Annotated in this window: 10 protein-coding genes and 1 pseudogene; 8 read left to right on the forward strand and 3 right to left on the reverse strand. The window is 37.7% G+C overall.

The genetic code is table 11. The features are described from left to right. Position 1 precedes the first annotated feature (1 nt). The 8 genes and pseudogenes from opp4C to ACQ4KW_RS11240 all read left to right on the forward strand — a co-directional run bounded on the left by opp4C (position 2) and on the right by ACQ4KW_RS11240 (position 7,761). The gene (gene opp4C / locus ACQ4KW_RS11205) at positions 2–925 is read left to right on the forward strand and encodes an oligopeptide ABC transporter permease (RefSeq protein ID WP_430882561.1); all 924 of its coding nucleotides are present in this window, start codon (positions 2–4) and stop codon (positions 923–925) included. A gap of 16 nt (positions 926–941) precedes the next feature. Beyond that, positions 942–1,922, forward strand: coding sequence for an ABC transporter ATP-binding protein (locus tag ACQ4KW_RS11210; protein ID WP_430882562.1), 981 nt, complete (start codon positions 942–944; stop codon positions 1,920–1,922). Next, positions 1,922–2,903: pseudogene (locus tag ACQ4KW_RS11215) on the forward strand (ABC transporter ATP-binding protein). Before ACQ4KW_RS11210 ends, ACQ4KW_RS11215 begins: the two are co-directional and overlap by 1 nt. An 11-nt stretch (positions 2,904–2,914) precedes the next feature. Further along, positions 2,915–3,157 (forward strand): hypothetical protein, encoded by a 243-nt coding sequence (locus tag ACQ4KW_RS11220; protein WP_430882563.1) that lies wholly within the window; start codon positions 2,915–2,917, stop codon positions 3,155–3,157. 145 nt (positions 3,158–3,302) lie between these two features. Further along, positions 3,303–4,085 (forward strand): GNAT family N-acetyltransferase, encoded by a 783-nt coding sequence (locus tag ACQ4KW_RS11225; RefSeq protein ID WP_430882564.1) that lies wholly within the window; start codon positions 3,303–3,305, stop codon positions 4,083–4,085. 65 nt (positions 4,086–4,150) lie between these two features. Then, positions 4,151–4,672, forward strand: coding sequence for a GNAT family N-acetyltransferase (locus ACQ4KW_RS11230; RefSeq protein WP_430882565.1), 522 nt, complete (start codon positions 4,151–4,153; stop codon positions 4,670–4,672). Positions 4,673–5,211: 539 nt separating this feature from the next. Beyond that, positions 5,212–5,718 (forward strand): hypothetical protein, encoded by a 507-nt coding sequence (locus tag ACQ4KW_RS11235; RefSeq protein ID WP_430882566.1) that lies wholly within the window; start codon positions 5,212–5,214, stop codon positions 5,716–5,718. Between the two features lie 201 nt (positions 5,719–5,919). Then, positions 5,920–7,761, forward strand: a complete 1,842-nt coding sequence (locus ACQ4KW_RS11240; protein ID WP_430882567.1) for a sensor histidine kinase — start codon at positions 5,920–5,922, stop codon at positions 7,759–7,761. Between the two features lie 243 nt (positions 7,762–8,004). Here ACQ4KW_RS11240 and ACQ4KW_RS11245 read toward each other — a convergent pair whose 3' ends face one another. The 3 genes from ACQ4KW_RS11245 to ACQ4KW_RS11255 all read right to left on the reverse strand — a co-directional run bounded on the left by ACQ4KW_RS11245 (position 8,005) and on the right by ACQ4KW_RS11255 (position 15,173). Then, on the reverse strand, positions 8,005–9,135 hold the full coding sequence (locus ACQ4KW_RS11245; RefSeq protein ID WP_430882568.1) for a tyrosine-type recombinase/integrase: 1,131 nt from the start codon (positions 9,133–9,135) through the stop codon (positions 8,005–8,007). 132 nt (positions 9,136–9,267) lie between these two features. After that, complete coding sequence (locus tag ACQ4KW_RS11250) at positions 9,268–9,675, reverse strand: SoxR reducing system RseC family protein (RefSeq protein ID WP_430882569.1); 408 nt, start codon at positions 9,673–9,675, stop codon at positions 9,268–9,270. 1,583 nt (positions 9,676–11,258) lie between these two features. Continuing rightward, complete coding sequence (locus tag ACQ4KW_RS11255; protein WP_430882570.1) at positions 11,259–15,173, reverse strand: binary toxin-like calcium binding domain-containing protein; 3,915 nt, start codon at positions 15,171–15,173, stop codon at positions 11,259–11,261. Positions 15,174–15,211 lie beyond the last annotated feature (38 nt).

The raw sequence follows: 15,211 nt of genomic DNA on the forward strand, positions 1-15,211 counted from the left end.
AATGTTAACTACGAATGAAACTGCTATTGCAGTTGATGTGAATAAAGAAGTGAAAGAGAGCATCGAAGGGCCGTGGCAAATGGCCTGGAAACGCTTTAGAAAGAACAAACTTGCCATGCTTGGTGGCATAGTGCTCATCGTTCTTATTCTGTGTGCAGTCTTTGCACCGGTATTATCACCATACGAACTGGATTATATGGATTACAACCAACTGAATCAACCACCAAATGCACAGCACTGGTTGGGAACTGATCAACTAGGTCGTGATTACTTTACAAGAATGCTTCACGGCGCTCGTATTTCCCTTCAGGTTGGCGTGTTTGCGGTTCTTATATCTGTGGTACTTGGTAGCCTTGTTGGCGGTGTTGCTGGCTACTATGGCGGCTGGGTAGACAATCTCTGCATGCGTATTGTTGAAGTTATTATGTCCTTTCCATTCCTGCCACTGGCCATCACAGTATCGGCCGTTGTCGGGGCAAGACTGCCGGCAGAATACAAGATGTACATCACAATGATGGTTATCGGTTTCTTAAGCTGGACAGGTCTTGCACGTATGATCCGTGGACAAATCTTATCCCTTAGAGAACAAGAATTTATGCAAGCTGCAAAGGCCCTGGGTCTTTCAGATAAGCGTATTATCGTTAAACACCTTCTGCCAAATACTGTGGCTTACATTATCGTATCTGCAACACTTGGTATGGCAGGGGCAATTATGACTGAATCGGCACTATCATTCCTTGGCCTTGGGGTTGCACCACCAACACCAACGTGGGGGAATATGGTACAAAATGCTCGTGATTTCTATATACTAACGAAAAGACCGTGGCTATGGATGCCTCCAGGTATTGCTATTTTCGTAACTGTAATGAGTATTAACCTACTTGGCGATGGCCTGAGAGACGCACTAGATCCAAAGACAAAGTAATGAAGGAGGAATAGCCATGTCTAGTAACATTTTAGAGGTAAAAGACTTGCGCACGCATTTCTTTACAGATAAAGGCGTTGTCAAAGCTGTTGATGGCGTGTCATTCAAAATTCAGGCGGGCAAGACCCTTTGCGTGGTTGGCGAGTCTGGATGCGGTAAATCAGTAACTTCTATGTCCGTAATGGGACTTGTATCAAAGCCTGGCAAGATCATGGAAGGCTCATCAATCACTTATATGGATACTGAGCTGACTCAAATGTCTGATGATCAGTATAGATCAGTACGTGGAAATGAAATCTCAATGATTTTCCAAGAACCTATGACATCTCTAAATCCTGTATTCAAAATAGGTTTCCAGATTTCAGAAGTTCTTATCCTACATAAAAAAATGACGAAAGAAGAAGCCCATCAGAAATCAATTGATCTTCTGAATATGGTGGGTATACCAAGAGCTGATGAAATCGTTAATGAGTATCCTCACCAATTATCTGGTGGGATGCGCCAACGTGTTATGATCGCTATGGCCCTGGCATGTGAACCTAAGGTTCTCGTAGCCGATGAGCCAACAACAGCCCTTGACGTAACCATTCAAGCCCAAATTCTTGAGCTTATGAATGAACTGAAGGAAAAAACAAACACAGCCATTATGATGATCACCCATGACCTTGGTGTTGTAGCAGAAATGGCTGACTATGTCGTTGTAATGTATGCAGGCAAAGTTGTTGAGGAAGCCGATGTTGAAACTCTTTACGCCAATCCTCAACATCCTTACACAGCGGGGCTTATCAATTCGATCCCTAAGCTCGACGATGACAGAGAAGTCCTAGACAGTATAGACGGCTCAGTACCAAATCCACTATACCTACCTGAAGGCTGTGCTTTTGCTCCGCGTTGCAAGTTTGCAGTGGACAAATGTCGAAGAGAGCGCCCATCGCTTCAGGAAGTAGAACCGGGGCATAAAGTGAGCTGCTTCGTAGTACAGGAGGGTCAAGCATAATGTCACAACAACCATTAGTAAGAGTTAAGAATCTAAAAAAACATTTTCCAATAAAGAGTGGCTTTTTCAAAAAAAACAGTTGGTCATGTCAAAGCATGTGACGGCTTAACTTTTGACATCATGCCAGGTGAAACCCTCAGCCTCGTTGGAGAATCTGGCTGTGGAAAATCCACAACAGGCCGTACCGTACTCAGACTCCTTGAACCAACTGAAGGAGAAATCGAGTACAAGGGTAAGAGTGTCACTCAAATGAACCATAAGGAACTGGTAAGTCTTCGAACAGAAATGCAGATTATATTCCAGGATCCATATTCTTCTTTAAATCCTCGTATGACCGTTGGTGAAATGATCAAAGAACCACTCATTGAGCACGGTCGTTACAAGCGCGGTGCAGAACTTGATGAACGGGTTAAGGAAATCGTTGTAATGTGTGGTCTTGATGATTATCATATCAATAGATATCCTCATGAGTTCTCAGGTGGTCAGCGTCAAAGAATTGGTATTGCCCGTGCACTGGCACTGGAGCCATCTTTTGTTGTCGCAGATGAGCCTGTATCAGCTCTGGATGTTTCTATTCAGTCACAGATCATTAACCTGATGAAAGACCTGCAAAAGAAAATGGGACTGTCTTATCTGTTTATATCCCATGATCTAAGTGTTGTTCGTCACATCAGTGATAGAGTTGGGGTTATGTACTTAGGAGATCTTGTTGAACTGGCTGAAAAGAAGTCTATGTTTGACAAACCTAGACATCCTTATACACATGCCCTATTGTCTGCAATACCGCAACCTGATCCTACGCGTGAAAGAAGTCGTGTTATATTAACTGGTGATATACCTTCACCGGCAAATCCGCCAAATGGCTGTAAATTCCATACACGCTGCCCATACGCAAAGGACAAATGTTCTAAAGATATACCTGAATTTAAAGATCTCGGTGACAAGCACTTTGTTGCATGTCACTACCCAATAGAAGGTTAGGAGCTAAGACTATGAAATGGATGACACATGGCATTATGCCATCGGAAGAAGATGTGTTCAATAAGAAAAAGAAACTTTCTAAATCAAATGAACACGCCGCACATTATCAGGTGGATGACCACCTAGAACTTGATGATTCTGACTTCAAGGCAATGTGCATAGCTATGGCTCAAATTTTCTTTCCTGTTGTCCTTGGCTTCGCCGGCACATATATTTTGGTGATCCTCTTCATCACAAAGGTTTGGCTTAGATAGTAAAAAGCCCTATTTCATCTGAAATAGGGCTTTTTGCATGCCAAAATTTTGGGTATAAATTTTCAAAATAGAATAATCAAAAGTTGATTTACATAATTTATATATGTCGATTTTCATTCTAATCAATTTGAGGGGTGGGGACCAAATGAATAGATTTAAATTTTGGAGATGGGGGAAGTTAAGAAAACTAGGACGTCCATTATATATTATCCTATTCACAAGCGTGTGGACCGTGGTTAATGTTGGCCTGGGTATTTATAGAGAATTGTCTGTTTTGAAATGGACATGGGAAGAAATTTGGGCTTTTCAATCACAAATGATCTTCTTTGTTTTATTTTCAGGGATTCTTATTGCTTGGTTCACTTGGGATATTGGCGATTCAGAATCTCTAAAACTCGGAATTGATAATCACGTACTTGACACGGATCGACTTATTCTAAGAAAAATTAGTCAGGTGGATTTTAAGGCTGAGTGCAAGATCCTCATGGATACAAAAACCATGCAGTGCTGGCCAAAACCTTTTGATAAAGATGAAGTGAGGAGCTGGATACTTAAGAGTATGCAGTCTTATAAGCGCAACGGCTTTGGCCGTTACATCGTTGAACGAAAAAAAGATCATAAAATTATTGGTGATGTCGGTTTCATGCTCAACGAGGTTAATGGCATGAATGAAGTAGACTTAGGCTATATTATCCATGCAGCATTCCAAGGCAAAGGGTATGGGACAGAAGCAGCAAGGGCCTGTCTTGAGTACGGAATCGATGAATTGGGACTTGAACGCATAGTGTCCCACATGCCTAAAGACCAAGCCCAATCAGAACGAGTGGCACAAAAAATTGGTATGACAAAAGTCGGAGAGTATAATAATTCTAAGAATAAGAACAAACGAACTAACCTTTATGTGGTAGACCAAAGAAGACCCATGTAGTAAAATAAGCTATCACTTTTTGCAATTAAATTTTCTATTTGAATATTTTTACATTAGGAGGATCCATGACTTTAGAACTCGTTAAACCAAGTTCGGCCCTTAAAATCCCATTTCAGAAACTCGTGTGGGACTATATTGATCATAAAGATGTCTACTTTATGAACAAATATAAGCCTGCACTTGAAAATTTTGATACCTATGTCGAAACCCTCTATAAAAATTCCCTCGGTGATGAAGTTGAGTATAACTGGGTTCCTTATACAACCTACTGGCTCATTGAAAAGCATGATTCAGATGAGATTGATGTTGTTGGAAACATAAGAATTCGACACGAAAGAGTGCCCCAAGCAGGACATGTTGGCTATGACATACGTCCAAGCTTTAGAAGAAGAGGGATGGGGCGTAAAATACTAGAACTTGGACTTGAAAAAATAAAAGATTTCAGTATTGATGATGTTTATTTGACTGTAGAAGAGAACAATATATCTTCTATTCACATTATTGAATCCCTAGGTGGGACATTTCAAAGGTCTTTCTATGATGACGAAACAGGGGAGACGCGGCTTGAATATCTCATTTCTGTTTAATCATATTTAATGAATGATATATGGACCCATCAATATCTGGTTTTATAATACGTAAAGAGAAGAATAGGGGTACAATCGACCATTTATTGATCGACTATTCGAATCTTTATACTTTCTCCAAACACATTTTCGAATCGATCTACTTTAAGCATCACAAACACCACCATTATTCAGTAATTGAACTTAGTCTCACTGTTTTTCCAGCTCTTTCATAATTCTTTTTTTGATAAGGTCTACAAATGCTGCAAGACAGCGGTATCTAACGCCTATAGTCGTTATCGATTATTCGAATCGATGAAACATTCACGTTTTGTAATTCAAATCGATCCGTTTAATTTACTTCTTGTAAACTTGAAACAATCTCTATTTTTTTATAAGTTGTCTTTCGTTTTTTCTATATGCATTAAAGGAATATTCTTTTATTGTGGTTCTTTATACTTGTAAAAATAACATATTTATAGTGTAATATAATAAAGTGCACATTATGAGTGTACAAATGGTGTGATACAGATAGAGATTTTCGTTTAGGAGAGATAGTAATGGCTTTAAAAAAAGTTGGAGAACTCCTTGAAGAACATGATTTTGAATCCATTCATCACGAGTTGACAATGGAATTGAAAACAAATGCACAAATGGTCAGCCTCTGTAAGGTCCTTTATGAAGGATTAAAAACAGTGGACTACGTACCATCGAGGTTACAGTATGCTTTAATTACAAGTGAAGACACAGAGTCAGGTAAAAAGTCAGATAAAATTGTAGCACATGCCGATTTTATGAATAGCACAATTTCTATTCACGATTTAGAACCTGCCGAAATTGTATCAACTGAAGTAGATTTAGACGATCCAGAGTTAGAAACGCTTTTTCTTGCGCTTTGTCTTAAGACTTTGTGTGAGGAAGAAACGGAAAAAGACATGGATGATCTTGAAGCAGAACAGATCAATGTTAAGTCCTCTGACTCTTTAGAACTCGGAGACAAGGAATACGATGAAGATAGCTTGTTTCCATTTAAAAAGAATATGATGACTAATGACACCATCAGTTAAAAGCCACACTAAAAAGAAACTAAATAGAAACTAAACAGAAACGACCAAGATCAACACAATCATCTTGGTCGTTTTTTGTATGTCCTTACAGCTTAGTATTAATAATGATAAATTATGTGTATTTTCAATTATGCCCTTATTCCAATGGGTATAGACTATTATACAGTCTAGTGATTTACTCCGTATCAAGTGGGTGATGACATGAATACAAAAGGAAATGAAAATACATTATCTAAATTTATATATATTGTGACATCTGTATCAATTGCTGTTATGGGTCTATTTATGCTTTCATTTATGGCTTTTCAGCTCACCAAAACAATTGACCAAATTGAAGTCAATCATATTGATAACAATAAAGCCTTTATTGAATCAGTGATCATAAGCTTTTTAGATGTTCGTGAGGCTGCCCTAGAAGATGTTGCATCTCAGTCAATTGTTATTAAGAGCACCCTGCATCCTGAAAACACGCATCAATTGATTAAGGAATACCTTGATGGACTAACACTCCTAAGCAAGGATTATAACATGAGTCTTTATGATATGAATGGCCAAGTCATTTACAAAGAATCCAACATATCCGAATTGTCTGACTCAGATAATTCATGGATTGAAAAACTCGTCAGTGGTGAACTAACACACTATATCACCATTCATGAAAACAAGGTCTACTGGTGGTTTATAGCGGTTCCAGTCATACATAATGGATCTACATACGGTATATTAACAGCTGAGATTCCAGTTACTGATATATTCGCAAGCACTGAAATTAAAAATATGCCCAGAGATATGAAACTTGACTTACTCTACGATAACACGGTAATACTGTCTGTGGGTGAGGTGAATGAAGGCATAACACATTACGATAACATTGAGGAAATTGATGTTACTATTGCCTTTACACTTGATAGGGCAACCACAAATCATATGATAAATATGCTTTTACTGTCCCATATAATTGCCATAATTGTTATGACTTTTATAACGATTGCCATTCTTATCTACTTATCCAAACGGTTTATAACCATGCCAGTCAATGAAATACGTTGTCTGGCTATGCAACTGGCAGAAGGCAAGGTGGAGGAAATTGAGTTTACAGACTCAAAGATCGTTGAACTGAAGGCTTTAACCAATCAGTTTATAGATATGTCTTCTAAAATCAGAGAGCGTGAAAGTGATTTACTGGATGCCAATGCCTCCCTAGAGATAAAAAATGAACAGCTGAAGACGGCTGTCAGTAAATTGGAGGATGCCCAGGGACAAATGATTCAACAGGAAAAACTCGCTTCAATCGGACATTTGGCTGCCGGTGTTGCTCATGAACTTAACAATCCTATTGGTTTTGTATCGAGTAATTTTTCAATATTGAAAAACTATTTTGAAGATCTAAGTGATTATATAAAATCTCAAAAAGACTGTAGAATCACTGATGATATTCAGTACATTGTGGATGATATTCCCGAACTTATTTCAGACTCTCAAGAAGGCCTTAACCGGGTGACAAGCATTGTGAAAAACCTAAGAAATTTCTCTAGAGTTGATAACTTTGAAAGGTCTGACTACGATTTAAATAAGGGGATAGAAAGCACACTTATCGTCGCGAAAAATGAATACAAATATGTTGCTGATGTCGAAACCGATCTATCAGATATACCAGTGGTTTACGCCAAGGGCAGTGAAATTAACGATGTGCTTTTAAATCTCATCATAAATGCCACCCATGCTATTTCTAGTCTCAATATGTCTGAAAAGGGCGTCATTCGAATAAAAACCTATTCAGACAATAACCATGTATCCGTGGAGATCACTGATAATGGCCCAGGCATTCAGGAAGAGGTCATTCCTCGTATATTTGACCCATTCTTTACAACCAAAGAGCCTGGTAAGGGCACAGGTTTAGGCCTGAATATTGCTTATAATACTATTGTAAACAAACACAACGGGGTTCTAGAAGCCAAATCCAAGTACGGAGAAGGGGCAACCTTTACCGTAAGACTTCCTATCGCAGACTCCGAAACTCTAATGGATCAAGACGACATATAAAATCAATCAATGGAGTGATTGACAAACAACAAAGAACGTGTTGAGGTAGGTCCTCAATCACGTTCTTTGTTTGAATTTATACATTATGCCTGTGCTTACGCATATACTTAATAATTCTATTTCGAATTGAACACTTAAAGTTTAAATAGTGGCTTAAAGCTAATATAGTCGCTATAAACAAGTTAGCGAATCGAGTTTACATAATCTTTTTATGACAAGTCTCAGCGATATATTTCTTAAACTTTAATCATTGAAATCATCTAAGAGTTCATAATTCTTAATAATATCACGTTTAAGGTTTTTCCTATGTGCTGCATAAAGTTGGGTCGTTGTCACATTATCATGATCAAGAAGGTTCTTAACATCATAAATAGAAAAACCATATTCTATAAGAGAAGATGCTGCCGTTGCTCTAAGTTTGTGGGGACTGTAGCCATCTTCACGACTGGTTCCAAGAGCGATAGATGTGTACTTCTTTACAAGCTTACATATGGCATTTAAGGTCATGCGTCTGCCTTGCATAGAGAGAAAGAGGGCATCTTCATGTCCAGGTTTAACTTTCTCATTTCTCTTTCTATCAATCTCCAGGTATTCCTTTAGAACTTGTTCAATTGTCTTGTTAATAGGCATTACAACTTCCTTGCCACGCTTACGATAAATCTTAAACTCACCACGTCTGAAATTAAATGATGAAATATTCAACTGTTGAAGTTCACTTAGACGCAGGCCGTAGGTAACAAATAGAATGAGGATGGCCTTGTCACGAAATTTAGTCTTCTGCCAGTACTGCTTTTCCTTATCCGTTAAGCCTTGGCCACTTTCAACAGCATCAAGCATGATGGCCACCTCATCAACCTCTAGTTTTTTTATGGCATCAGGCTGTGTTTTAGGAAGCTTAATGGGGTTGAAGCCTTCAGTGATATTGCTATCGATCATTTCATCTCTAAAGAGAAACTTGAAGAGCACGCTTAAGGAAGACCGCTTTCTTGAGAGGGCACGGTTGTGGTTTTCCATGACATATGTAACATCTTCAGTTTCTATAAAGTACTGGGTACAGTAGTCGCCCAAGTATCTATTTATATCCCTGGCCTTAAAGGTATTGAACTCCTCAAGGCTTATGTCAGCTGTGTTATCAGCCTTCGTTAGAGTGGTTTCCGTACATAAATATCTGCAAAAGAAGTGTATGTCTTTTAAATAGGCCAGCCGTGTGCTAGGCGCAACGGCATTTTTTAAAAATATAAAGAAATCGTTGAGAAACATAGGGAGTTCCAGTTCGATATCATGACATTGCTTTTGAAGCATATGTTCCTTTTTAACGATGTTGTCAGGCTTAGAAAATTTATTGTGAACCTTAATGGTTTTTTTGTTCGCCATATTGACCTCCTTACTATATGTATAGAGTAGCACACATTTATGAAATACGAAACATATGTTCACAAAAAAGCTTCCAGAGAGGGGGTAACTTCAACAGTCCTCCATGGAAGCTTCATTTTCAATATGATACGATTATACCTTCCTTATATGATAGTCAATCTCGTGGCCACGGGTAAACAGCTTTATTAAAACTAAGGATAGGCCACAAAACAAGAGGGCAGCTAAAACTGCAGTGACGTCTGATGATAAACCCATAATACCTTGGGGCAAGAGCCAGTTGCTCAATACAACGCCCAGGACAATAAATACAAGGGGCACCACATAGAATAAGGCTGCCAAACCAATTATTTCACTAGCGCCAGCTTCAATTTCAACGATTTCTCCAGCAGACACTTGGGCGTCATTTCTTGTGATGATTTTTACGGTCTGATTACAAGATGAAGCGCAGTTTTCACAGTGACCGCCACAAGCGGATTCTCTCATGACAAGGATTTCTGCTTTCTTACTATCTGAAGTGATTACGCGTCCCATTTCTTTCATTACAGCACCTCCTTTATTATATCTATTATAAGTATACCAATATGATCTTGTTTCAAGCAAGTTTTTATGCCAGAGCTCATATGCTATTGTGCGAAGGTTTATTGAATTTGATAGGCCAGAGAGGCCTAACGCTTGTTTAAATTGATAAGATCAAGGAGAGTCTGACCCTTGTCTTTTTATAATCTAAATACATTCACTTTCAACAATGGTCCACAATCTTTTTTTAAAACACTTTCTGGGATTTCACTTCACATGAAAATCAAGGCTGAGTGATTGTTTCTATCCAAATAAATGAATTCCCACAGCAAATCCATATATGAATATGTGTTATGTGTTTCGCGAATCTATAAATTGTGAAAAGAGGGTGGGGAGATTTTTTGAGAGTCGGTTTGATTTTGGGACTTATTAAATTGGAATTTTTTGATCGAATCCAACTATGTGATAAATATACATTTAATAAATAGTTGAAATTTTGATGAATTAGACCTGCCACACACATTGATTTTGCTTAATCCATGTATTCCTGTGATCTCAGCAATTACACAGTTTTGCACATATTGGTTTTTATTTGATTTATGTTTCTTGATTTTCATTTTAATTCGCTATGATCATAGATTATCATTTCGACTATACATTATACTGATGATTTAATTTTCATAAATCAAATTGTTCTCACTTATGATTTTTTATAATTTATGTCTTAGATGATCTCTTGTCTAAATCTCATTTCATATTTAAAACTCATTTCCTATGAAAATTTCTCTAGTCTATGTCCAGATTCATTTTTTATATGTTCTTGTTTAAAAATTTCAATCTATCAGGAATCCATACTATATATTTAATTCAACACAAGATAATTTTCAGACTTTAAATTGTCTGACATTTACTATGGATTTAAACTCATCAAATACATATACATCCATTTGATATAGCTAGTTCATTATTTTTGAACTTTAGAACTTTAGAATTTTATCCTTTAACATTTCATCTTGGTAAACATTAATTTGCATTATATGATACTGCTGTCGTCATCTTATCCAGATCATATAAATCTCTTAAAATTAGGATTAATAATAAATCTTATATAATTGATAATTTTAAGCACCAGACCATAATTTGTCATATGGCACATATCATTTTAAATCAATAGCTATTATATATTATGTCTCACGCCATTTCTTTCATATCAGCGCTTTCGTTTCCATATATTTATTATGTTAACTACACTTGTGTTCTAAGTAGATAAAGCCATTTAATGCTAAATTAAAAGATTTAGAAATTACACTCGTCTTTATGTCAACATCCAGCTTGATTCAAAAACCCCCTAATATAATAGAAATTAAGACGCTGTACAATCGCTTCAGTTTTTCTCAGTTTAACGTTGGTTCATATTCGATATTTCTATTTTTGCTGTAGTAATAAAAATCTGACAACTAGTCACGAACCTTATAGTTTGCTGCACAATAAATTTATTCTTAGTTTCGTATAGGTATCACCTAAGAAAAAACTAAAAGGCCCCATTCAATTTCAGACTTTTGAATGGGGCCTTTTGTGCTTCCAAAACCAATGTTCACAATTGTAGTTTAGTAGTAGTAACCGACCATTTCCAGTTTATAAACACCACGATCGACAAATTCCTCATTGAACTCCGTAAATGCATTTAGTGTATATGGCGTACTATCTACTGGCACAAACATTAATCCACTATGATCTACACCGTATGACGTCAAACCATTTACGTCTTCGGTGGCAGAAGTCCCCAAATCAATAGTTGCTTCATCAATATGGAGTGTCAACAGATCAGATGATGCACTATTTGCGGTTACCCTAATCATATAACCTTTTGGTTTAGTAACAAATTTAGGGCCTTCAAGAGCAATCGTAACCGGCTCTGTAACATTTGTGTCCAGATTTTTCAACACGTAAGGCTGTTCAAAAACCGAATAATAGCATTCTCCGTCTGATGTGTATGCTCCTAGCACCTCAATCTCAACTTTTGAATTATCATCAACATAATTCCAACTACCAAGACTCACATTCACATCTATTCTATCTGGGTGCTGAGGATCAACATTTAATATAAATGTTTCACTATGTCTTGGTGAAAACTTTGCGCCACTTGCAAGGCCAAATCCACTTGTATCAGAGAGACCCAAATTGACATCATATGCATCGTTCAGTGTCACTGTTATTTTATCAGAACTGATTTTGTCTGATGTCACCTTTACAATATAAGCTTTAGCGTCTTCGATTTGCGTGTTCAAACTCTGCTGTTCCCCAAAGGCATCCAGCATAATTTTTGGTGGATTGCTTAGGATGTTTAGTTTTGTACCATTTTCATTTTCCTTAGAGAAATACCCCTCCATTGATAAGTTCAGACGTGATAAGGGATCCTCATCCTCTATTGGAGCAACATTCAAATCAAATAAATTAGATACACCAACACCATTATAAATATTTCTGCCTGAGTTAATGTTTGCAAAAATTTCATCTCTCGTTGTAATGGAGCTAAAACCGTGCTGCGGTGCATGCAAGGGCTTATACCCATTAACAAACTTGGCTGATGATGGCTTGAAGTTATCATTCTCTTCGCACCACGCCAAATAGTCATTGGTATTAAAATTCACGCCTTCAGCACGCCCTTCATAATTTGGGTCTTCATAGAACACAAATCCTGAATTTTTTGGGGTGACCTTATTGCTTTCAGGAAAATCGAAAAACTGAATACAATCAACTTTATCTCCTAAATTTGAACCGAGGAATGATATGTTTAAATTCTTAGCATCAATTACAGCTCTAGCGAAACTCGTATCAAGTACGTATCTTGTATTGAAAACTTTAAATCCTATTTCCTCTAACATACTGAGCATTTGCAGAAGGGTTTTATCCACTTCTTTAACCCCTATATATCCATTCAGGTTCTCATCTTGTGCTTTAACGAGTTCGCCACTTGACCCCATCTTGAATTCACCATTTCCAATCCTAAAATTCATTTTTGGACCCACAGCTGAATTGACGAATCCATTGAGAACAATAGCTTCTGCATCGCTAGCTCTTGAGTGAACGAGTAGTTCAATAAAGTCATACTCGTGCCCCATCTTATACTGATTCATAAACTGTCTATCCGCAACGTATTTTAATCCCTCTGGTACAGGCGGTGAATAAGCATACGGAATTTGCAGTGCAACAGTTGTTTCACCACCATTTTTATCTGTCACAGTTACCCTTGAATCATAATTCGTGTTGATTTGTCCATTTATTTTGGCTGACCAAACTTTTGCATCTGTTTCAGACTGGACCAAAGTAAGTGTCGATTTTGTACCATTTAGTTCAAGGTTAGCAGAGGCATTATCAATTTCATAAACTGAAGGTCTTGTATAAACAGAAACCGATTTGCCATCTTCACTGAGAAATGCACCTTCAATTATCGGCGAGGTTGATGAATCAGGCTTTTGTAGCATAATGTTCATGTTTGGCTTAAGTTCAATATCAAACAAACATGGATATATCATACTTTCCATTTGTCTTTTCACTTCATCTTGTGTTTCAGCTGACATGGAAACCATCCAGCCCGATTCCATTTTATGTCCATCAATATAAATGTCCCGCCCATTTGTTGTTCCACCAAATGCTATTAAAATGGCATCTTCAAGTGTTACTTTAGGGTTGCTTCGAGTGGATGGATCGTTGCTGTCTCTCGTTGCTATCTTTGCTTTTTTTATATCTTGACCAGGAAGTTGAAGTGAAATATCTGCTGAAACCGCATCGATCTTAGCAATTTGAGCCTTCCAGTCTCCTATATTCTCAAATACTCCATTGTCACCTTCTCTTCGGATTTTGCCTTGTACCTGATCTGTTCTCAGTTCAAAGGCTTGCTTTGACATGATGTTATTAAGTTGGTCAATATCCAGTTTAATCGGTGTTCTGCCATCCGTCTCATATTGAACTCTCAGGTTACCGGAGTTTGGATATCTTTCGCCTGGTGTTATATGCTCTGAACTAGCTGACTCAGGCATTTTTAGTGTGGCTATTGCTTTACCAAACTGTGATAAAGACACATTTGGAACGACGTCAGAAATTGGAGCTGATCCAACATTTTTATAGTATAAATTTAATTTTAAACGGGCCGCATCATTGCTATCTGTCGCAGTGGCTTCTTCCCATTTAATTGACTTAGAATTGCTTGTTGAGTCCGTAATAGCGGTTGCACTTGTATCAGTAGACTTTTGTCCAGCCGTATAATTAAATGAAATTTCAAATGTACTTTTAGGTGTTGCAGACCATTCATGACCATATTTAATGCCAACTGACTCTTGATGAGACTCCTCATACGAACTTGTTTCCGTCTGCTGAACGGAGTTCGATATTGTATCTGTAACATCTTTTCCAGTTTTAGTGGTGACACCTTTTTGTGGAATAATATCCATGCTGTCCATATAAACCTTAATCCTTGGATAAGCTGGAACAAGTGGATGCTTACCAGCATTTGTTACTGCAGGATCCATCCTGATACCGGTTACTTCCGCGTAGTCACTGTAGGGGTCCATATCCGTACTGTACTGAATTGGCGAAGTTTGATATTTTACAAACCCAAGATTTTCACTGTGTTTTTCATCATCCCAAGGTTCAAGTGTCAGTGTTGTACTATCCCAAGTGTATCCATTACTTTCCCAGTGGTTTGGAATGCCGTCACCATCTAAGTCATCACTTAATCCAGTTATCAGCATTTTCCCATTCAAACCAATCGGCTCAAATACATCTATTCCTTCTTCATATTTAGGAGGCATTATATCATTAAGCGAAAAGTAATTGATAGATACACGACCATTGCTGTTGGGAATGGCGTACATTAGATTAACAGAATCAGGCACACTTGTGCTGCCAACAACATAATAATCTATAACGATATCCAGTGGTTTTACTTGACCAGTTTCAGGATCTCTATTCACTTGAACCGGACGAAGATAATCCATGGCCCTCTCATCATTTGATCTGTCTACAATCAATTGGCCATCCACATACATCCTAATTTTATCATTCTGATTTGTGCCAATGAGCAGATTGTTTGTTTCAGATTCTCCATCAAACATATCATTCAAAGCAGCTTCTATAGCTGATCCAGTCGTTACTTCATATTGAGCAGCAGACTGGACAGTGTTCGTTTCGATAGCTGCATTTAGCTCATTCACTGCGTCGGTAGGATCAACCAACCCATGAAATCTTGCTGCTTTTAAATTTTCATTTTCCTTCAATTTTCCAAGCATCAACCATGATCCTTTTGATTTGTCGTTTGGCTGATTTAAGCCAATAGATTCAAGTCCAACAATATCTACACTTTCATAGTATTTAACTTCAAATCCATTCCTGATTTCACTGTTCTCAATTGCGGCTTGACCTGCCTTTGATTCTGCAAAGTTCATTTGAGCTAGTGAAACTTGAGGAACCATAAGACAAATGACAAGCAGAGCTATCACGAATCTTTGTAATTTTCTTATCATCATTTTCCTCCCTGTGCCTAGTGCACAATCATTAATCC

Source organism: Tianxiuia mixotrophica, assembly GCF_050596425.1.
Taxonomy (GTDB): domain Bacteria; phylum Bacillota; class Clostridia; order Peptostreptococcales; family Acidaminobacteraceae.